Here is a 19620-nt window from a genome sequence, read left to right as displayed (position 1 = left end):
CCCGCGCGTCGTGAGTTCATTCCAGGAGCGGACGGAGGAGAACGGTCAGAGGCGCCCGAGCGCCCGCAGATCCGGCTCGGCGAGACCGGTCAGGACCTTCACCTCGTCGGCGTCGGTGGCGCCGTTGTCGAGCGCCCGGACGAACGAGGCCGCCAGCGCGCGGGCCGTGGCGGGCTCGTCGAGGACCTCGGCGGACCCCGAACCGGTGTAGGCCGCGAGCCGGGCCGCTTCCGCCGGGGCCGAGTCGCGGAAGGCCGCGAAGACGGCCGCGTAGCGGGTCACCAGCTGCGCCGGGTGCAGGTCCCAGCCCTGGTAGAAGCCGTGCACCAGCGAGCGCCGGACCAGGTCGTAGTGGGTCTGCCAGCCCTTGACGACCTGCTCGCCGACGGGCAGCACGTTGGTGGAGCCGTCGGAGAGGAACACCCCGGTTCCGGCGGCGGCGACCTGCATCGCGTGCCGGGCGTAGTCGCACGCGCGGTGCGCGAGGTGCTGGTTGGCGGCGGTCAGCCCGCAGGAGGCCGTGTAGTCGTAGGTCCCGAAGTGCAGCCCGGTGACCCGCCCGGCGCCGGCGCGCAGGAAGCGCGGCAGCGCGAACCGGCCGTCGGAATCCACGATGGACTGCGTGGTCTCCACCTGGATCTCGAAGCGCAGCGCGCCCTCGGCGAGGCCGAACCGCTGCTCCAGCAGGCCCAGGATCTCGACGAACACCTCGACCTGCGCGACGTCGACGACCTTCGGGAAGGTCAGCACGAACCCGTCGGGCACGCCACCGGTGCGCGCCAGCAGCGCGGTGAGGAAGAGGTCGAGCGTGCGCACCGAGCGCTCGCGCAGCTCGGGCGTGTCGTAGGACTTGACCCGCAGCCCGAAGTTGGCCGGTGCGACGCCGTCCCGCAGCCAGTCGGCGACGACGGCCGCCGTGCGCTCGGCGTCGGCGTCCTCGGCGTTCGCCCGGTAGCCGTCCTCGAAGTCGATCCGCAGGTCCTGCACGGGCGAACCGGCCAGCTTGGCCCGGACCCTCGGGTGCACGGCCTGGGCGATCTCCGCGTCCAGGCCCAGGATCTCGGCGAGCCGCGAAGGCGTGGGCGCGTGCTCGTCGAGCGCGGCCAGCGCCGCGTCGGCCCAGTCCCGCAGCACTCCCGCGTCGACCCGGTCAGCGGGCACGTAGCAGGTGTGCACCGGTTGCAGATCGGCACGAGCACCCGGGTAGGTCCGCGCCATGTGCTCGTCGACCGCGGTTAAGCGCGCGAGCCGCCGGGCGACTTCTGCGGAGTCCAACGACGTTTCAGCCACTTGCACCCTCCTCGATGGACAAAGCGGGGGCGCCGGTGATCCCGGCGCCCCCGCGATGCCGTATCAGTCGATCTGCTCGTAGGCGGGCAGCGTCAGGAAGTCGACGAAGTCGTCGGCCACAGCCACCTGCTCGAACAGCTCCACCGCGCTGGAGAGGTTGTCGGTCGGGAAACCGGCCTCCGAGCGCAGCGCCTTCTCCGTGTCGGCCAGGATCTCCCGGACGAGCTCCAGGGTCACCGTCTGGCCGCCGGCCAGCTGCACGCTGTTGTGCAGCCACTGCCAGATCTGCGAGCGGGAGATCTCGGCGGTCGCGGCGTCCTCCATCAGGTTGTGGATCGCCGCGGCGCCGTTGCCGCCCAGCCAGGACACGATGTAGCGGATGCCGACGTCGACCGCGGCGCGCAGGCCCTCGATGGTCTTGTCACCGGGGGTCTCCGAGACGGCCAGCAGCTGGTCGGCGGTGACCTTGACGTCCTCGCGCTTGCGCTCGATCTGGTTCGGCTTGTCGCCGAGAACCGCGTCGAACTCCTCGAAGCAGATCGGGACCAGGCCCGGGTGCGCGACCCAGGAACCGTCGAAGCCGTCGCCGGCCTCGCGCTTCTTGTCCGCGTGGACCTTCTCCATCGCCGCGGCGTTGGAGTCGTCCTTGGTCGGGATGAACGCGGCCATGCCGCCGATGGCGAAGGCGCCGCGCTTGTGGCAGGTGCTCACCAGCAGCTCGGTGTAGGCACGCATGAACGGCGCGGTCATGGTCACCGCGTTGCGGTCCGGCAGGATGTACTTGTCGGAGTCGCGGAAGGTCTTGATGACGCTGAACAGGTAGTCCCAGCGACCGGCGTTGAGGCCCGCGGAGTGGTCGCGCAGCTCGTAGAGGATCTCCTCCATCTCGAACGCGGCCGGGTAGGTCTCGATCAGCACCGTGGCGCGCACCGAGCCGTGCGGGATGCCCAGCTCCTTCTGCGCGTGGGTGAACACCTCGTTCCACAGGCGCGCTTCGAGGTGGCTCTCCATCTTCGGCAGGTAGAAGTACGGGCCGCTGCCGCGGTTGATGAGCTCCTGGGCGTTGTGGAAGAAGTGCAGGCCGAAGTCGACCAGCGCGGCCACGACCGGCTTCCCGTCGACCTCGATGTGCTTCTCGTCGAAGTGCCAGCCGCGCGGGCGCACCAGCGGCACCGCGTGGCTCACGTCGTCGCGCAGCGTGTAGGACTTGCCGCCCGGGATGTGCAGCTCGATCTGCTTGCGGACGAGGTCGAAGAGGTTGACCTGACCGGACACCACGTTGTCCCAGTGCGGGGTGTTGGCGTCTTCCAGGTCGGCCAGCCAGATCTTCGCGCCGGAGTTGGCGGCGTTGATGGCCATCTTGCGGTCGGTCGGGCCGGTGATCTCCACGCGGCGGTCGGCGATGTCGGCCGGCGGCGCGGCGACCTGCCAGTCACCCTCGCGGACGTGCTTGGTCTCCTCCAGGAAGTCCAGGCGGCCGTTCTTCGCGGCCTCCGCGCGACGGGTCTTGCGACGCTCGAGCAGCTCGTCGCGACGCGCACCGAAGGCGCGCTGCAGACCGGCCACGAACTCCAGCGCCTCGGCGGTGAGGATCTCGTCACCGCGTTCCACGGCGCCGCCGAGGACCTTCACCCCTGCCGTTTCGGACATGAATCGTCCACCTCTTTCTGCTGCCGGATTTCAGACGGTGGCTGATGGCTCACCTTGCCGCGTGACGAGCCGACCCGCACCCGCGAGCGGCTTCGTCACAAGCGAAGAACATCCAGATGAAATTCTGCATCGTGGATGTTAGTTTCCACTATGCGTCGAAAGCAACATGAGCTGGCGCACGCACCACGAACTAGACTTCGACTGGATCCGGGAGAGGGAGTTCTGCGATGACCACTGGCCCACGGCGGGCGAACCAGGGCGGAGGGGTGCAGTCCGTCGACCGCACCTTCGAGCTCCTGGAACTGATGGCCGATGCCGGCGGTGAGGTCGCGCTGTCCGAACTCGCGGAGCGTTCCGGACTACCCCTGCCGACCATCCATCGCATCATCAGGACCCTGGTGAACAGCGGATACGCCCGGCAGCAACCATCGCGGCGATACGCGTTGGGGCCGCGGCTGATCCGGCTCGGCGAGACCGCCAGCCGCGCGCTCGGCTCCTGGGCGCGGCCGTACCTCGCGGAGCTGACCGAGGTCACCGGCGAGTCGGCGAACATGGCCGTGCTCGACGGCGCGCAGATCGTCTACGTCGCGCAGGTCCCCTCACCGCACTCGATGCGGATGTTCACCGAGGTCGGCCGACGCGTCGACGCCCACGCCACCGCGGTCGGCAAGGCGGTCATGGCCACCATGCCCACCGACGAGGTCACCCAGCTGCTGTCCCGCACGGCGATGAACCCGCAGACCGAACGCACCATCGTCGACGTCGAGTCGATGCACGAGGAGCTCGGCCGCATCCGCAAGCAGGGCTACGCCGTCGACGACGGGGAGCAGGAGGTCGGCGTCCGCTGCTACGCGGTGGCCGTCCCGGGAGCCCCGGCGGGCGCGGGCATCTCGATCTCGGGCCCGGAGGGCCGGATGACGCGGATCACCACCGACGAGATCATCCCGCACATGCAGCGCCTCGCGAAGGACCTCTCCACCGAGCTCAGCGCCACCGCCTGAGGAGCGCGTCGGACCGCTGGTGATTGTGGTCATGGCCACGATGAGGTACGCACACGCCATGCGTCAGTGGCGACGCCGGGCCAGCAGTGCCCTCACCAGGGGTGATGCGGTCCTCGCGCCATCCGACGCGCTCGCGATCAAGTCCTCAAGGCGCAGGAGTCAGCATGTTCGTACCGCTCGGGGTTCGTGACTTCATCGACAGGGCCGTCACCGTGTACGGCGAGCGCACCGGCGTCGTGGACGAGCCGGATCAGCCCGCCGAGTCCTGGGGCGCCGTCAGCTATCGCCGGATGGGAGAGCTGGCGGCCGCCCAGGCGGCGGGGCTGGACGCGCTCGGCGTCGCCCACGGCGAGCGCGTCGCGATCGTCTCGCACAACAGCGCGCGGCTGCTGACCTCGTTCTTCGGGGTGTGCGGGTCGGGCAGGGTGATCGTGCCGGTGAACTTCCGGCTCTCCGCCGACGAAATCGCCTACATCGTCGAGCATTCCGGGGCGAAGGTGCTGCTCATCGACCCGGAGCTCACCGACCACCTCGCGGAGGTGGAGTGCGAGCACAAATTCGTGCTCGGCTCCGAGTCGGACGCGCAGCTGTACCGCTTCGACGCCGAGCCGGAGCCGTGGGAGCCGGACGAGAACGCCATCGCCGCGATCAACTACACCAGCGGCACGACGGCGCGGCCCAAGGGCGTGGAGATCACCCATCGCAACATCTGGATCAACGCCACCACGTTCGCGCTGCACGCCGGAGTCACCGACCGGGACGTCTACCTGCACACGCTGCCGATGTTCCACGCCAACGGCTGGGGGATGCCGTTCGGCATGACCGGCATGGGCGTCGAGCAGGTCGTGCTGCGCAAGGTCGACGGCGCGGAGATCCTGCGCCGGGTCGAGCAGCACGGGGTGACCGTGATGTGCGCGGCTCCGGCCGTGGTCAACGCCGTGCTCGCCGCAGCCGAGCACTGGGACGGCGAGATCCCCGGGCGGGACCGGGTGCGCATCATCGTCGCCGGCGCCCCGCCGCCGACCAAGACCGTGGAGCGGGTGCAGTCCGAGCTGGGCTGGGAGTTCATCCAGATCTACGGGCTCACCGAGACCTCGCCGCTGCTCACGATCAACCGCAGCCGCTCGGAGTGGGACGACCTGCCCCCGGGGCAGCGCGCCGAGAAGCTCGTGCGCGCGGGCGCTCCCGCGCTCGGCGTGCGGCTGTCGACGTCGGAGACCGGCGAGGTGCTCGCCCGCTCGAACGTGGTGCTGCGCGGCTACTGGCAGCAGCCGGAGGAGACCGCGTCGGTGCTGCAGGGCGGGTGGTTCCGCACCGGCGACGGCGGCACGATCGGCGAGGACGGCTACCTGTCCATCTCGGACCGCAAGAAGGACGTCATCATCACCGGCGGCGAGAACGTCTCGTCCATCGAAGTGGAGGACGTGCTGTTCAGCCACCCCGAGGTCGAGGAGGTCGCGGTGATCGGCGTGCCCGACGAGAAGTGGGGCGAGACGATCAAGGCGCTCGTCGTGCTCACCGACGGCGGCGAGGTCACCGAGCAGGAGCTCATCGAGCACTGCAAGCAGCACCTGGCCCGCTACAAGGCCCCGACCTCGGTGGAGTTCCGCACCTCGCTCGCCCGCACCGCCACCGGCAAGCTGCAGAAGTTCAAGCTCCGGGACCAGTACTGGACCGGCCGCACCCGCAAGATCAACTGAACCCCCGCGCCACCCGGACCACGCACTGGCGCAGCCATCACCTCAAGCCACTTCCTGGTGAAGTGGCTTGAGGTGATGGAGATGGCCTGGCCATATCGACGCATGGACTCGAATCAGGACACGGTCTCGGCGGAAGCCACCTTGACCGCGCAGGGTCGACTGGCCATCCCGCGTGAGGTGCGAGACGCAGCCGGGCTCGAGCCGGGCACGAAGATCCACATCACGGTCGAACCTGACGGCGTACTGCGCTTGGAAACATGGGAGCAGAAGGCCCGGAGAGTGCGAGCCTCGCTCGCCGCGACGCTCACCGGGAAGAAATCCCTCTCCGACGAACTCGTCGCCGATCGACGCAGCGAAGCCGCACGAGAGGACGCCACGTGACAGCGATGCTCGACACCAGAGCGCTCCTCCTCATCCGGTAGTGCCGCGTGAGACGGCGTCAGCGGCGCACCCGCTCGGGTTCGGTCCGGGTGCCGGAGGTGCGCCTGCGGCGGGTCCACCAGAGGAGGGCGAGCACGGCTGCCGCCAGGGCCAGCAGGGGGAGACCGAAGAGCCCTGCCGCCGCCTGGACCCTGGCGTAGGCCTCGCCGGAGAAGGCTCCCAGCACGGCCAGGCCCGTGCCCCAGGCAGCGCCGACCGGGGCGTTGCAGGCCGTGAAGCGCGGGTGCGACATCCCGGCCCGGCCGGCGAGCCGGGGCACGAGGGTGCGCACGACGGCGAAGCACTGGGAGATCGCGGCCGTGGGCTCGGCCCGTCCGTCCAGAGCGGACTCGACGCGCTGCATGCGCTGCTCACCGACCCGGTCGACCAAGCGCCGGTTCAGCGCGCCGGGGTGCGCGCCGCGCAGGAATCCGTGCTGGCACCCGGCGATCGTGGCCAGCGACGCCACCAGCGCGGCCGACCACACCGGCAGCGCGCCCTGACCGGCGATCCAGCCCAGGGCCAGGACCGTTCCCGCTCCGGGCAGGAAAACACCGATCAGCAAACCGGATTCGGCGAACAGCACGACTCCGGCGATCGCGAGCGCGGGGAGACCGGGGAACCCGGCCAGGAACTCGGTCACCCGGTGAGCGCGTCCAGCCGCTCCGACCAGCTCTCGCCGTGCGGCTCCAGGGTGAGTTCCCGGACGTCGTCCTCGCGGCGGCGCAGGCGCACCATCAGGTGGGTGTCGGAGAGCTGGTCGGCCAGGCCCTCGCCCCACTCCACGATCACGGCGGCGTCGGTGAGGTCGGTGTCGAGGTCCAGGTCGTCGATCTCGTCGAGGCCGCCCAGCCGGTAGGCGTCGACGTGCACCAGCGCGGGCCCGTCGCTCTCGGGCTGGTGCACGCGGGCGATGACGAACGTCGGCGAGGTGATCCTGCCGACCACGCCCATGCCGGCCGCGATGCCGCGGGTCAGCACGGTCTTGCCCGCGCCCAGCGGCCCGTCGAGCAGCAGCAGGTCGCCCGCCCGGAGCGCTTCGCCGAGCCGGCGGCCGAACTCCAGGGTGTCCGATTCCTGCGGCAGTTCCACGGTCTTCAGCGCGGCGCTCAACTCCCGGTTCCCTTCTTGAACTTCATGCCGGTGGCACGCCGCAGCAGGGACACGATCTGGTCGGTGACCAGGCCGGGCCGTTCGAGCATCACCGGATGCCCTGCGCCCTCGACCTTCACCAGCGTCGCGTCCGGCAGCTCCCCGGCGAGGACCTCGGCGTGCGGGGAGTACGGCGTGAGCTTGTCGACGTCGCCGCTGAGCACCAGCACCTCGCAGGTGTTGAGCGCGGCGAGCGCCTTCTTGCGGTCGTGCAGGCTGATCGTCTCCAGGAAGTCGGTGACAACCTCGACGGTGGTGGCGCCGATCATCTCGGCCATCAGGTCCACGACCGCCGGGGGCACCTTGCGGTCCCCGAAGGACAGCGCGCGGATGATGCTCCACGCCAGCCGGTCGCCCATCTTGCGGGTGCGCTCGACCAGGCCCGGGTTGAGCTCGGACAGCAGCGCGAGGCCGCGCGGGACGGGGTTGGCGCGGGAGAGCCAGGTGCGCGGCAGTCCGGCTTCGCCGAGCTGCCCCGCGGAGGTGCCGATGAGCCCCACCGCGCGGACGCGGTCGGCGAACAGCTTGGGGTTCTGCTCGGCCAGCGCCATGATCGTCATGCCACCCATCGAGTGGCCGATCAGCGCGATCGGGCCGCGCGGGGCGGCGGCGCGGAGGACGGCGTCGAGGTCCCGGCCGAGCTGGTCGATGGTGCTGTTCTTCTTGCTGGAGTGGCCGGACCGGCCGTGGCTGCGCTGGTCGAACAGCACCAGCCGCGTCTTGGGCCCCAGCAGTTCGGGCAGGTCCCGCCGCTGGAAGTGCCAACACCGGGAGTCCAGCGCGAAGCCGTGCACGAACACGACGGTCAGCGCGGGATCACCCCCGGACGCAGGACCGATCTCCTGCACCGAGAGCGGCACGCCGTCGTCGGCGGCGACGGTGGAGTGCCGGTCCGGCTGGAGCCTGCCGAGGGGTTCCTCGACGAAGGCCTCCTCGCCCTTGCGCTGCACGGCTGCGCGCGTGCTGTGCGCGGCCGCGCCCACGGCGGCGCCGGTGATCGCGGCCCCGATCACCCCGCTCGTCCAGGCCAATGCCTGCCACACCGGTTTCACGTCGCCTCCACTCGGTTCCGGCGGCGGAACGTGAAGATCGTTACAGAACGCGGCCCGGCTTGCACACCGCAATGTGCGCTGCGCCCCACTCCCGGAAGAAAACGAACCGCTTCGGTCATGACGTCCCCGCTTCGGAGTCCACGACCGTCCTGGTCACCCGCGGCCGGTACATGCCGGTGACGATCTCGTAGTGGATGGTGCCGAGCTCCTCGGCCCACTCGGCGGCGGTGGGCTCACCGCGATCACCGGGACCGAAGACGATGACCTCGTCACCTTCGACGACCTCGTCGTCGCCGCAGTCCACCACCAGCTGGTCCATGCACACCCGGCCGCGCACCGGCCGCCGCTTGCCCGCCAGCCACACGTCCATGCGACCGGACAGGTTGCGCGGCACGCCGTCGGCGTAGCCGACCGGGACCAGCGCCAGGTTGGTGGACTCGGACGCCGTCCACGAGTGGCCGTAAGAAACGCTCTCACCAGCGGGAACGCGCTTGGTCAGCGATACCGAGGAGCGGAAGGTCATGGCGGGCCGCAGGTCGTGGTCCCCCGCCTGCGGCACCGGGTCCAGGCCGTAGGCGGCGATGCCCGGGCGGACCAGCTCGAAGTGCAGGTCGGGCCGGGTGAGCACGGCGGCGGAGTTGGCCAGGTGCCGGATCGGGTCGAGCCCCGCCGCCCGCGCCTGCTCGTGGGCGCGCTGGAAGCGCTCGGCCTGGTGGTCGATCGACGGGTGACCGGGTTCGTCCGCGCAGGCCAGGTGCGACCACACGGCTTCCACCCGGATGCGCCCGTCGGCCTCGGCCTTGGCGGCGGCCTCGACCAGCGCGGGCCACAGCTCGGCCGGGCACCCGCTGCGCGCCAGCCCGGTGTCGATCTTGAGGTGGACCCGCGCGACGCGGTCCTCGGCGGCAGCCGCGGCGACGATGCGCTCCAGCGTCGCCTGCGAGGACGCGGACAGCTGGACGTCGGCGGCCACGGCGGGACCGAACTCGTCGGCCTCGGTGAACAGCCAGCACAGCACCGGCGCGGTGATCCCGCCCTCGCGCAGCTGGAGCGCCTCGCCGAGCGACGCGACGCCCAGCTGGTCGGCCCCGGCCTGCAGCGCGGCCCTGGCCACGGTGAGCGCGCCGTGGCCGTAGCCGTCGGACTTGACGATCACCATCGTCCGCGCGCCCGAGGCCCGGGCGCGGCCCGCGAGCGCACCGACGTTGTGGCGGAGGGCGTCAACGTCTATTCGCAGGTCGGCGCGGTACGCGTGCTGGTTGCTCATGGCTCGACCATGGTCCCACATCCGGCATCCCGCCTTTCGTCCCGCTACGCCTTTTCCCAGCTCACAGCACTGGGGAGACGCGTGAGGCGGGCAACTCGCACGCGACTACCCACCATCGGGTGATCAGGGCGGGTGAAGTCAGGAGGGCAGCGCGGCGTCGCGGACCGCGCGAATCGCGTGCGGGACCGCCGCGAGCAGCGCCGACGCGCCGATCGGCGCACCCGCCTCGGATCGCGGACCGTCGCCGGTGGCGCCGTGCGCAGCCAGCTCCGCCGCCAGCGAGTGCACGTGCGCGGCGTAGCCGCAGGCGCGCAGCGGCTCGATGCCGGTGGCCAGCAGCGCGCCGATGAGCCCGGTGAGCACGTCGCCGGACCCGGCGGTGGCAGGCCACGCCTGGCGGGCGTCGTTGACCAGGACCCGCCCATCAGGTGCGGCGATGACGGTCGTGTTGCCCTTGAGCAGCAGGAACGCGTCGTACCGGGCGGCGGCCTCGCGGGCCGCGGCGACCCGGTCGAGGCCGGGTCCTACGCCCGCCAGCCGCGCGAACTCCCCGGCGTGCGGGGTCAGCACCAGCGGAGCGTCCGGATCGCGGGAGTCCCACGTGGTCTCGTCACCGGAGAGGATCGTGATCGAGTCGGCGTCGGCGCACACCGGCCGCCCGGATTCGAGGACGAACCGCAGCACCTCGCGGCCGCTCGCGCCGAGCCCGATGCCCGGCCCGACCGCCCACGCCTGCACCCGTCCGGCGTCGCCGACCGACCCGGTCGCCACGACCTCCGGCCAGCGGTTGCGCACGTCGTCGGCGGCGGGGCCCGCGTAGCGCACCATCCCGGCCGTGGCCTGCACGGCCGCCCCGGTCGCGAGGACCGCGGCACCCGGGTAGGTCGCCGATCCGGCGGCGATTCCCACGACCCCGGTGCTGTACTTGTCGTCCTCCGGGCCTGGGATCGGCCACTCCTCGCCGATCTCGGCGGCGTCCAGCAACGACATCTCGGGCTCGGGCAGCTCCTCGGTGATGCCGATGCCCGCGACGGTCACCTCGCCCGAGCGCACCGCACCGGTGCCGAGCACGTGGCAGGGCTTGAGCCCGCCGAACGTCACGGTCAGATCCGCCGACACCGCTGATCCTTCGACCGCTCCGGTCATCGGATCGACGCCGCTGGGCAGGTCGACGGCCACGATCGGCACCAGCACCCGGCGCACGAGTTCGGCGGCGACGGGACGCAGCGGGCCGCGGGCCGACAGACCCACGATCCCGTCGATGACCAGGTCGGCGCGTTCCACGGCGTCGGAGGCCTCGGCCCCGATGCCGGAGGTGTCGGCGTTGGCGCCCTCGGCGGGAACGGCCCGGCCTCCCGCGCGGCGGAGCCCGTCGAGCCCGGCCGCGTGCGTCTTCTCGGGCGACAGCAGCACGGCCGTCACCCCGACCCCGCGCCGCCGCAGGAACGCGCCCGCCCACAGGGCGTCTCCGCCGTTGTTCCCCGCGCCGACCAGCAGAGCGACCCGCCGGCCGGCCACACCGCCGGTCTGGTCGGCCAGCACCCGGGCGCACTGCACCGCCACCGCGTAGGCGGCCCGGCGCATCACGACGGGCTCCGGGGTCCGCGCGAACAGCCGCTGCTCGGCACCCCGAACCTGGTCAGGAGTCCACACGCCCTGCATCACGAGCCCTCTCGCCGAACTGGTCAGACACCCCGGGAGAACATCACTCGACGGTGACGGACTTGGCGAGGTTGCGCGGTTTGTCGACGTCGTAACCGCGGGCTCGGGCGATCTCCGCGGCCAGGACCTGCAGCGGGATCGTGGACACCAGCGGCTGCAGCAGCGTCGGCACGGCGGGGATGGTGATCAGCTCGTCGGCGAAGGGCTTGATCTCCTCGTCGCCCTCCTCCGCGATGACGATCGTGCGGGCGCCGCGCGCCTGGATCTCGCGGATGTTGGACACCATCTTGGCGTGCAGCAGAGCCCGGCCGGTCGGCGACGGCATCACGATCACGACCGGGAGCTGGTCCTCGATCAGCGCGATCGGACCGTGCTTGAGCTCGCCCGCCGCGAATCCCTCGGCGTGCATGTAGGCGAGCTCCTTGAGCTTGAGCGCGCCCTCCAGCGCCACCGGGTAGCCGACGTGGCGACCGAGGAACAGCACCGCCTTCGACCCGGACAGCTCGTGGCCGAGCTTGCGCACCTGGTCGACGGTGGACAGCGTCGCGCGGACCGCCTCGGGCATCGCGGCGAGCTCGTCGAACTCGCGGGCCACCTCGTCGGAGTACTTGGTGCCGCGCGCCTGCGCGAGGGCCAGGCCGACCAGGTAGTTCGCCGCGATCTGCGCGAGGAACGTCTTGGTCGCGGCCACGCCGATCTCGGGGCCCGCGTGGGTGTAGAGCACCGCGTCGGACTCGCGCGGGATCTGCGCGCCGTTGGTGTTGCAGATCGCCAGCACCCGCGCCCGCTGGGTCCGCGCGTGCCGCACGGCTTCCAGCGTGTCGGCGGTCTCACCGGACTGCGAGATCGCCACGACCAGGGTGTCGCGCCCCAGAACCGGGTCGCGGTAGCGGAACTCGCTGGCCAGCTCGACCTCGACCGGGATGCGGCACCAGTGCTCGATGGCGTACTTGGCCAGCAGGCCCGAGTGGTAGGCGGTGCCGCAGGCGACGATGAAGACCTTGGTGATGTCGCGGAGGTCCTGCTCGGTCAGCCGCTGCTCGTCGAGGACGACCTGGCCGCCCGCGAAGTGCCCGCGCAGCGTGTCCGCGAGCGCGCCCGGCTGCTCCTCGATCTCCTTGAGCATGAAGTAGTCGTGGCCGCCCTTCTCGGCGGCCGAGAGGTCCCAGTCCACCTGGAACGGCTTGGCCTCGACGTCGTTGTCGTCGAAGTCGGTGACCCGGTAGCCATCGCGGGTGATGGTGACGACCTGGTCCTGACCGAGTTCCACGGCGTCGCGGGTGTGCTCGATGAACGCCGCCACGTCGGAGGCCACGAAGTGCTCGCCCTCGCCGACTCCCACCACCAGCGGCGAGGAGCGGCGGGCCGCGACGATCGTGCCCGGCTCGTCGGCGTGCGTCACGACCAGCGTGAAGGCGCCTTCGAGACGTCGGGCCACGGCGCAGACGCTGGCGGAGAGATCACCGGCGGTGGGACCTGCCGAGTAGGCCGCCGACACCAGGTGCGCGGCGGTCTCGGTGTCGGTCTCGCTGGTCATCTCGACGCCGGTGGCCTCCAGCTCGGCCCGCAGCGCGGCGAAGTTCTCGATGATGCCGTTGTGCACCACGGCGACGCGGCCGGCCGCGTCCCGGTGCGGGTGGGCGTTGCGGTCGGTGGGCGCACCGTGGGTCGCCCACCGGGTGTGCCCCATCCCGCCGTTGCCCAGGAACTTGGCGTCGTCGCTCTCGGAGAGCTTCTTCTCCAGGTTCGACAGCGCCCCGGCCGCGCGTTCGACCGCTAGGCCGCCCTCACCGTCGAGCAGCGCAACGCCTGCAGAGTCGTAACCCCGGTACTCAAGTCGCCGGAGTCCGCCCAGCACGACTTCCAGCGCCTGGCGATGTCCTACGTAACCCACGATGCCGCACACGCGAGTCAGGGTAGCCATTCCGGCCGGGAGGAACATGACGGAGCCCTGGTGACCCACGTCGCCTCGCGCGGGCGGGAGCGGTCACCAAGATCGTCGGTCGAGCGCCGCCCGGCAGGAGGACCACGAAAGTAGCGTCCAACGCGCGGGAGGAGGGAGATCGGCTACCGTTGTCGACCATGGCGCGCAAAGCCAAGAAGCTTCCCACCGCGAAGCACGCGTTCGTCGAGTTGTCCCGCCGCGGCCCGCACGAGGTGCTGCACGGCGACCTGGCGCTGGTCGGCTTGCCCGGGATGGTCTGCACCCCGAGCAAGGGGACCGGCCTGCCCGCGATCGTGTTCGGCCACGGCTGGCTCCAGCCGCCGCGCCGCTACCTGGCGCTGATGAGGCACCTGGCGAGCTGGGGGATCGTGGTGGTCACGCCGTCGACCCACGGCGGCCCGATGGCGTCGCACCGCCTCTACTCCGAGGACATGCGCACGGCGCTGGACATCGCGGCCGGTGTCCGGCTCGGCGACGGCAAGATCAGCGTCGACGCGAACAAGCTCGGCGCGGCCGGTCACGCCATGGGCGGCGGCTGCGCGGTCCTGGCCGCGGCCGAGGACCCGCGCATCAAGGCCGTCGCAACCCTCGCCGCCTCCGAAACGCACCCGTCAGCGCTCCACGCGGCCCCGCAGGTCAAGGCCCCGGCCCTGCACCTCGCGGCGGCCGAGGACCTGCTGGCACCCCCGGTGGCCAACGCCGAACCGATCTCGCGCGCCTGGGGCGGCCCGGTGCAGCTGCGCACGATCAAGAAGGCGACCCACCTCGGCTTCACCGAGGGCATCCACTGGTCCCAGCTGCTGCTGCACGGCAAGCCGGAGTACACCACCCAGCGCATCACCAAGGGCCTGCTCACGGCGTTCTTCCTCCGCTCCCTCGCAGGAGACCGCCGAGGAGACCTGCTGCTCAACGAGAACATCAAGGGCAGCACCATCGACCAGGTCAACACCCACGGCAAGCTCGCCGCGTAGAACCGGCGTCACGGGCGAGGCGCCGTTCCGCCTCTCGGCCCCGGCGCTGCGGCGAGCCCGCAGTGCCGATTTTTCCCCGAGCGGTGACCTGGTGCGCGACAATCAATCACCATGACTCCCCCGCAGCCTCCGTACGGCCAGCCCCAGCAGCCTGGCCAGCAGCCGGGCTACCCGCCTCCACAGGGCTATCCGCAGCAGCAGGCATACCCCCAACAGCCTGGTCATCCTCAGCCGCAGGCCGGATATCCACAGGGTTATCCACAGCAGCAGTTCCCACAGCAGGCCTATCCACAACAGCCGCAGAACACCAACGTGGGCCGCATCATCGGGATCCTCGCCGCCGCGATCTCGATCATCTCCGGCATCTACATCTTCTTCGACGGCATCGACTCGCAGTGGGTCAACATCCTGCTGGGCGGGCTCGGGGGCCTGGCCTTGATCGCCGGCGGCGTGCTGTTGATCCTCCGGCTCTGGATCTCGCCGTTCGTCCTGCTCGGCGGGGCGATCCTGCTGTTCGCGTACTTGCTGTGGGCCATCGTCTTCCGCTTCATGACCATGGACCCGGAAGATGGAGACACGGTCCTCGAAGCGCTCACGCCCTTCGCCGGTTGGGCGACGTTCCTGCCTGGTGCGATCGTCGCCGGGCTCTCCCTGCTCCCGGTCGTGCGAAACACGTTCAAGCCCAAGCCCGGCGGAGCCGCCACGCAGCAGGGCGGATACTTCCCGCAGGGCTATCCGCAGCAGCAAGGCTTCCCGCAGCAGTCCGGATACCCCCAGCAGCCGCAGCAGCAGGGCTACCCGCAGCAGCAGCCCGGATATCCGCAGCAACCGCCTGGCGGCTACCCGCAGCAGTGACGACTCGGGCCGTGATCCAGCGGATCACGGCCCGAAAGCGCGTTCAGCGCAACCAGCTCTGGTTCTCGTAGTCGTCGTCATCGTCGAACGCGGCAGGTTTCCGCCGCGGAGCCGGCTTGGGCGGCGCCGGCGGTTGCGGAGGAGCGGCAGGCGGCGCCTGCTGCTCGTTCCGGCGGCCGAATCGGCCGGCCTGGACGTTCCACCCGTTGTCCGGCGGCGCAGGGGGTTGGGGGGCCTGTTGGCCGTAGTTCCCTTGCTGCGTCCCGTGACCAACCTGCTGCGGCGGGGTTTCCGTCGACTGCGCTGTTGTCGCAGCCGCTTCCTCCGCCTTGCTCCTCTGCGTCACGTAGAGCTGCTGGGAGAAGCGCTCCACCTCGGGATCGGGATCGACGGTCTCCGGTTCCTCACCGATGGCGATCTCCTGCACGCCCGACTTCTCGTCCGCGCGGCGGAGGTTCTCGGCGCGCTCGCGGATGCGCTCCACGAGCTTCTGACCCTTCTCCGTGGTCTCCTGCGCGGACTTGTCAGCGGCCTTCGCCGAATCGGCCCAGCTCTGCTCGACAGCGCGGACGCTGGCCGAGTTCTCCCGCGCGAGGCCCTCCATCGCGTTGCGGAAAGCCTTGGCGTTCTCACTGATAGCGGTCACCGCTGCACCCCTTCACCGGTACTCACCGAGCTCACCGATCCCGGTCCTCACCCAGCACCGACCGGAAGCGCACGTTGGACGCCTCCATTCCGTCGTCGAAGAGCTGCCCCTCGGTGCGCCACGGGCTGTCGTTGGTGCGCTCCTGGTCGCCGCCCTGCTGGCCGCCCTGACCGCCACCCATCATTCCGCCACCCATCATGCCGCCGCCCATCGCCGATGAACCGCCCTGGCCGCTCTGACCGCCACCGGACTGACCACCGCCGCCGGGGTCACCGCCGAGCGAGGAGAGCCCGGCCGAACCCGCACCGTGCGGCGCTCCTCCAGCTTGGTCACCTCCGCCCAGCGACGAGAGACCGCTGGAACCCGCCTGTCCGGGGGCAGCGCTGTCGGGGCCGTCGCCGAACAGGTTGCCCGCCATGCTCGCGAAGGAGTTCTGCACGCCGTCGCCGCCGTTGGGAGCCGGTGAACCGACACCCACCGATTGAGCCGTGGTCGCCGCTGGAGCGCCCGGAGCGGGCTCACCGGTCGCGTCCGCCGCGGGCATCGTGGTGAACCCGCTGGTGTCCGGCGCGGGCATGGTCGTGAAACCGCCTGCCGCACCGCCTCCGGCGAGATCAGGTGCGGGCGCAGCGGAAATGGGCTCGGCCGGCGGGGTCCCGGGCTCGACCGGTGGGACGCCGGGCTGAACATCGAACTGCGGCCGCTCCGCCGGGTACGGACCGCCGACGATTCCCTCGCCTGGCGGGGTTCCGGGCGCACCGAGGGTCGGCGGCTTCGGATCATCGCCGAAGTCGACCGTCTGGTTCAGCGGTGGCTGGCCACCGCCGTTGTCGACGCTGACCTTCATCTCACCGCCGGGGCCCTGCTCCAGCGTGATGGTGCGATCACCCTCGTGGATGACGGCGCGCCCGTCCGGACCTGCCAAGACCGGGATCGCCTGAGATCCGCCCGGAACAGGGGCTCCCGGCGCCGGGGCGGGCATGGTCTGCACACCACCGGGATCGGCTGGGGGCTGGCCGGGAACCTGCCCCGGCTGGCCTTGGCCGAAGTCGACCGCGTAGGTCTTGGGCTGGCCGTCCGGGCCCATCAGCTGGACCTGGGTCTTGCCGTCGGCGCCCGGTTCCTGCACGGTCACCGCGTTCTGGCCCTCGCCGAGCGTGACCTTCTCGCCCTCGGGACCACCTGGTCCGCCCTGCCCGGGCATGCCCGGAACCTGCGGCATCTCGGGCATTTCCGGGGGCTTGGGCATCTCCGGTGTGGGAGGCATTCCTCCACCGGCTCCGGTCCCAGCTCCACCAGCACCCGCTCCACCGGCACCGGCGCCTCCAGCACCCGCTCCACCGGCACCGGCGCCTCCTGCACCAGCGCCACCGGCGCCCTGCTGACCACCGGGCTGCTGACCACCGGGCTGCTGACCGCCTGGCTGCTGTCCTCCGGGCTTCTGGTCACCGCCCTTGTCGGCCGGTCCCGGGTTCTGGAAGGGGTTCTCCTCGGCCTTGCCCAACTCGTCGTTGAGCTTCTTCCAGGCTTCGTCGATGTGCTTCTTGGTGTCCTCGCACATCTTCACGAACCCGGAGCAGGTCTCCTCCACCGACTTGGCGAAGGTGTGGCGGACGACCTTGTGACACTCTTGTTTGATCTTGTCCCTGGCCTCATCGGACAAGTCGCCGCAATCTTCCTCGATCGGGATTCCCCAGATCTCGCAAGCTTTGCGCAGCGTGGTGTCGTCCTCGGTGTCGTTCGCCACCGTGATGGTGGTGTCCCAGTCCTGCTCAGCCTTCTCACCGATGCGCTCGGAGTACTTGTCGAGCTCCAGCGCGGCTTTCGCCTTCTCCTGGATCATCGATGACACCGACTTCACGGTGTCTTGCGTCATCGACGCGGAGTCGCTGACCCTCTGGATCACGCGCTCCTGCGCGGTCGGTGTGAACTTCGACGAGAAGAAGTCCTGCGACGCGTCCGACGCTCCACCGGTCCAGCTCTTCCACAAGCCGCCGAGCTTGTCGGACATGGTCTGCACGGACTCGCGCATGCCCTTTTCAGCGTTCTTCAGGTCCTCGATGTTCTTGGCGAACTTGTCGAAGTTGAGTTGACGCTGCTGGTCGTACAGCTCGTGGATCTGGTCGAGCTTGCGAACCTTGGTCTTGTCCCCGTAGTCGTTCTCGATCTTCTCGTAGAGCGGGATCCACCGATCGAAGAACCGCAGCCCGGGTTTCCCGGCGTCGAGCAGCTCATCACCGGATTTGGCGCCGGCGCCGCCGTTCTCGCCGTTCTCGGACTTGCGCTTGGCGTCGTCGAGCTTGCCCTTGCCGTCCTTGACGGCCTGGTCGTGCTCCTGCTCCTTCTTCGCAGCCTTGTCGGACTCGTCTTTGGCGTCTTTATAGGAGTCCTTGAGGTTCTGCTCGATGTCTGAATTGAGAAACCCCTCGCCGTGAAGACGCCAGTACCCGTCGTCGTACTTGTCGAGGTAGGGCTCGACCTCGTCATTGATGCCATTGCCCCAGACCTCATCGGAGTTCTGGCCGTATGCGATCGCGAGCTGACGCTTCTTGTCATCCGAGACGTTCGGGTCGTCGAGGACCTTCTTAACGTCCTCCCACGGCGGAAGGTTCGAGTCGTCGCCCATCAGTTACCCCCGGACTTTCCGACGGTGCTGGCGGCGTCGGCGTCGGACCAGTCGTAGCCGGATCCGGTCTGCTCCAGCTTTCCGGCGAAGTCGTCCATGCTCGCGGCGAGGCTTTCGACGCACTTGCCGATCTTCTTCATGGCCTGGTCGTACGGCTGGAAGTTCTCGCCATGGGCCTTGCCGAAATCGGCCTGCCCCATGCCCATGTCGGAGATGTTCTTGCTGTGCTGGTCGCGGACCGGATCCGCCGCCGCACGGATACTTCCACCTGCCGATGAGAACTCACCGGCGTTAGCCCCGAACCCGGTCACCCTTCCCCCTCCATCAGTGAAACCTGCCGTCGCTCTCGAAGCGCTCAAGCACAGGTTCCGACGTGAACCAAGACTGCCTGGTTCCTCATCTTGGCAGGAAACAGCCTCGGCAACGGCCGAAACGGCTCAGGTGCTTGCATCCGCGAAGGCGGGCGCTCACTGCTGAGGCGGCTGCCCGTACCCCTGCTGCGGCGGGTAGGGCTGCTGCGGGACCTGCGCTTGACCCCACTGCTGCGGCGGCTGGGGTTGACCCCACTGCTGCTGCGGTGGCTGGGGTGTCTGACTCCACTGCTGCTGCGGTTGGCCCCAGGGCTGCTGCGGGTACTGCTGACCCCACTGCTGGGGCCGGCCGTAGGGCTGCTGGCCTGGCTTGTTCCGCCGCTTCGCGAGCACGACCACGAGCGTGATCACACCGGCGATCAGCAGCAGGACGAGAATTGCAAGCATCGGGCGCCACATGGCCCGCATCATGCCAGGCCCCAACCGCAGGTCTTCCCAATCAGCTTGTTCTCGTCACCAGGATCGATATCACTGCTGCGGGAACTGCCCGTAGCCCTGCTGCGGCGGGTAGGGCTGCTGCGGGGCCTGCGCCTGCCCCCACTGCTGTTGCGGCTGCTGCGCTTGACCCCACTGCTGTTGCGGCACGTGCTGTCCCCACGGCTGCGGCGCCTGCGGATAGCCCTGCTGAGCGGAACGCTGGCGGAAGACCAGGAACGCGATCAGGAACCCGATCGCAATGCCTACGGGAAGCCCCATGACGAGCTCGATCAAGATTCTCCTCCGGTGACGGCGACGAAGATGACGGGTGCAGCGCCGTCACTGGGGCGGACGCGGCTGCTGACCGTAGCCGTGCTGCGGAGGGAACTGCGGCGGCGTCTGCTGCCACTGCTGAGGTGCCGCCTGCCACTGCTGGGGCTGGGCGAACTGCGCCTGCTGCGGATAACCGGGACTCTGCTGCTTGTTCCGGAACACCAGGAATCCGACGAGGAACCCGATCCCGATCCCGAGGACCAGCCCGATTCCCGTCATCATCAAGACCATTGCGCCCTACCTCCGTCCGGCCGTGATCGCC

General features: G+C 70.2%; 19 protein-coding genes. 5 read left to right on the top strand and 14 right to left on the bottom strand.

Annotation, left to right across the window (positions count from 1 at the left end):
* Positions 1–45: 45 nt before the first annotated feature.
* Together ACYVF3_RS08625 and aceB are read right to left on the bottom strand one after the other, a co-directional pair.
* Entirely contained in the window at positions 46–1290 is a 1245-nt protein-coding gene (locus ACYVF3_RS08625) for a DUF6986 family protein (protein ID WP_461153636.1), read from the bottom strand.
* Positions 1291–1353: 63 nt separating this feature from the next.
* Positions 1354–2940: a malate synthase A gene (gene aceB / locus ACYVF3_RS08620; RefSeq protein WP_461153635.1), complete on the bottom strand. Its 1587-nt coding sequence runs from the start codon at positions 2938–2940 to the stop codon at positions 1354–1356.
* A 227-nt stretch (positions 2941–3167) separates the two neighbouring features.
* On the opposite strand from aceB, the gene ACYVF3_RS08615 reads away from it, so the two are divergent.
* From ACYVF3_RS08615 to ACYVF3_RS08605, 3 genes are all read left to right on the top strand, one after another.
* Entirely contained in the window at positions 3168–3941 is a 774-nt protein-coding gene (locus tag ACYVF3_RS08615; RefSeq protein ID WP_461153634.1) for an IclR family transcriptional regulator, read from the top strand.
* Between the two features lie 164 nt (positions 3942–4105).
* Positions 4106–5641 (top strand): AMP-binding protein, encoded by a 1536-nt coding sequence (locus tag ACYVF3_RS08610; RefSeq protein ID WP_461153633.1) that lies wholly within the window; start codon positions 4106–4108, stop codon positions 5639–5641.
* Positions 5642–5698: 57 nt separating this feature from the next.
* A complete protein-coding gene (locus tag ACYVF3_RS08605; RefSeq protein ID WP_461153632.1) occupies positions 5699–6022 on the top strand; it encodes an AbrB/MazE/SpoVT family DNA-binding domain-containing protein in 324 nt (107 codons plus the stop codon).
* A 58-nt stretch (positions 6023–6080) separates the two neighbouring features.
* Here the strand turns inward: ACYVF3_RS08605 and ACYVF3_RS08600 are convergent, their stop codons facing one another.
* The 6 genes from ACYVF3_RS08600 to glmS all read right to left on the bottom strand — a co-directional run bounded on the left by ACYVF3_RS08600 (position 6081) and on the right by glmS (position 13100).
* Positions 6081–6704, bottom strand: a complete 624-nt coding sequence (locus ACYVF3_RS08600; RefSeq protein WP_461153631.1) for a DedA family protein — start codon at positions 6702–6704, stop codon at positions 6081–6083.
* Complete coding sequence (gene tsaE / locus ACYVF3_RS08595; RefSeq protein WP_461153630.1) at positions 6701–7174, bottom strand: tRNA (adenosine(37)-N6)-threonylcarbamoyltransferase complex ATPase subunit type 1 TsaE; 474 nt, start codon at positions 7172–7174, stop codon at positions 6701–6703. The genes ACYVF3_RS08600 and tsaE overlap by 4 nt, the downstream gene beginning before the upstream one ends.
* Positions 7171–8265 carry an alpha/beta fold hydrolase gene (locus ACYVF3_RS08590; protein WP_461153629.1) on the bottom strand — a complete coding sequence of 365 codons (1095 nt, stop codon included), beginning with the start codon at positions 8263–8265 and terminating at the stop codon, positions 7171–7173. Before ACYVF3_RS08590 ends, tsaE begins: the two co-directional genes overlap by 4 nt.
* Positions 8266–8380: 115 nt before the next feature.
* Positions 8381–9532: an alanine racemase gene (gene alr, locus ACYVF3_RS08585; RefSeq protein WP_461153628.1), complete on the bottom strand. Its 1152-nt coding sequence runs from the start codon at positions 9530–9532 to the stop codon at positions 8381–8383.
* Between the two features lie 138 nt (positions 9533–9670).
* Positions 9671–11194, bottom strand: coding sequence for an NAD(P)H-hydrate dehydratase (locus ACYVF3_RS08580; protein WP_461153835.1), 1524 nt, complete (start codon positions 11192–11194; stop codon positions 9671–9673).
* Between the two features lie 43 nt (positions 11195–11237).
* Positions 11238–13100, bottom strand: coding sequence for a glutamine--fructose-6-phosphate transaminase (isomerizing) (glmS, locus tag ACYVF3_RS08575; RefSeq protein WP_461153627.1), 1863 nt, complete (start codon positions 13098–13100; stop codon positions 11238–11240).
* Between the two features lie 176 nt (positions 13101–13276).
* Here glmS and ACYVF3_RS08570 point away from each other — a divergent pair, with 176 nt between their 5' ends.
* Both ACYVF3_RS08570 and ACYVF3_RS08565 read left to right on the top strand, forming a co-directional pair.
* Positions 13277–14110 (top strand): dienelactone hydrolase family protein, encoded by an 834-nt coding sequence (locus ACYVF3_RS08570; protein WP_461153626.1) that lies wholly within the window; start codon positions 13277–13279, stop codon positions 14108–14110.
* 111 nt (positions 14111–14221) lie between these two features.
* Positions 14222–14965, top strand: coding sequence for a hypothetical protein (locus tag ACYVF3_RS08565; protein ID WP_461153625.1), 744 nt, complete (start codon positions 14222–14224; stop codon positions 14963–14965).
* Positions 14966–15008: 43 nt separating this feature from the next.
* On the opposite strand, the gene ACYVF3_RS08560 is transcribed toward ACYVF3_RS08565, so the two are convergent.
* From ACYVF3_RS08560 to ACYVF3_RS08535, 6 genes are all read right to left on the bottom strand, one after another.
* Positions 15009–15611 (bottom strand): hypothetical protein, encoded by a 603-nt coding sequence (locus ACYVF3_RS08560; RefSeq protein ID WP_461153624.1) that lies wholly within the window; start codon positions 15609–15611, stop codon positions 15009–15011.
* A 31-nt stretch (positions 15612–15642) separates the two neighbouring features.
* Positions 15643–18237, bottom strand: a complete 2595-nt coding sequence (locus ACYVF3_RS08555; protein WP_461153623.1) for a WXG100 family type VII secretion target — start codon at positions 18235–18237, stop codon at positions 15643–15645.
* Complete coding sequence (locus ACYVF3_RS08550; protein WP_461153622.1) at positions 18237–18548, bottom strand: hypothetical protein; 312 nt, start codon at positions 18546–18548, stop codon at positions 18237–18239. Before ACYVF3_RS08550 ends, ACYVF3_RS08555 begins: the two co-directional genes overlap by 1 nt.
* A gap of 156 nt (positions 18549–18704) precedes the next feature.
* The gene (locus ACYVF3_RS08545; protein ID WP_461153621.1) at positions 18705–19007 is read right to left on the bottom strand and encodes a hypothetical protein; all 303 of its coding nucleotides are present in this window, start codon (positions 19005–19007) and stop codon (positions 18705–18707) included.
* Positions 19008–19076: 69 nt separating this feature from the next.
* On the bottom strand, positions 19077–19319 hold the full coding sequence (locus ACYVF3_RS08540) for a hypothetical protein (RefSeq protein WP_461153620.1): 243 nt from the start codon (positions 19317–19319) through the stop codon (positions 19077–19079).
* 45 nt (positions 19320–19364) lie between these two features.
* A complete protein-coding gene (locus tag ACYVF3_RS08535; RefSeq protein WP_461153619.1) occupies positions 19365–19589 on the bottom strand; it encodes a hypothetical protein in 225 nt (74 codons plus the stop codon).
* Between the last annotated feature and the right edge of the window lie 31 nt (positions 19590–19620).

The organism is Saccharopolyspora tripterygii (assembly GCF_054778355.1).
Note: the sequence above shows the minus strand (reverse complement) of the source record. Positions and strands in the feature narration are given on the sequence as shown.

Coding starts and splice junctions, on each gene's coding strand:
- aceB (WP_461153635.1), bottom strand. CDS start 2,940: ATGTCCGAAACGGCAGGGGTGAAGGTCCTCGGCGGCGCCGTGGAACGC.
- ACYVF3_RS08615 (WP_461153634.1), top strand. CDS start 3,168: ATGACCACTGGCCCACGGCGGGCGAACCAGGGCGGAGGGGTGCAGTCC.
- ACYVF3_RS08610 (WP_461153633.1), top strand. CDS start 4,106: ATGTTCGTACCGCTCGGGGTTCGTGACTTCATCGACAGGGCCGTCACC.
- alr (WP_461153628.1), bottom strand. CDS start 9,532: ATGAGCAACCAGCACGCGTACCGCGCCGACCTGCGAATAGACGTTGAC.
- ACYVF3_RS08580 (WP_461153835.1), bottom strand. CDS start 11,194: ATGCAGGGCGTGTGGACTCCTGACCAGGTTCGGGGTGCCGAGCAGCGG.
- ACYVF3_RS08570 (WP_461153626.1), top strand. CDS start 13,277: ATGGCGCGCAAAGCCAAGAAGCTTCCCACCGCGAAGCACGCGTTCGTC.
- ACYVF3_RS08565 (WP_461153625.1), top strand. CDS start 14,222: ATGACTCCCCCGCAGCCTCCGTACGGCCAGCCCCAGCAGCCTGGCCAG.
- ACYVF3_RS08555 (WP_461153623.1), bottom strand. CDS start 18,237: ATGGGCGACGACTCGAACCTTCCGCCGTGGGAGGACGTTAAGAAGGTC.
- ACYVF3_RS08545 (WP_461153621.1), bottom strand. CDS start 19,007: ATGTGGCGCCCGATGCTTGCAATTCTCGTCCTGCTGCTGATCGCCGGT.
- ACYVF3_RS08535 (WP_461153619.1), bottom strand. CDS start 19,589: ATGGTCTTGATGATGACGGGAATCGGGCTGGTCCTCGGGATCGGGATC.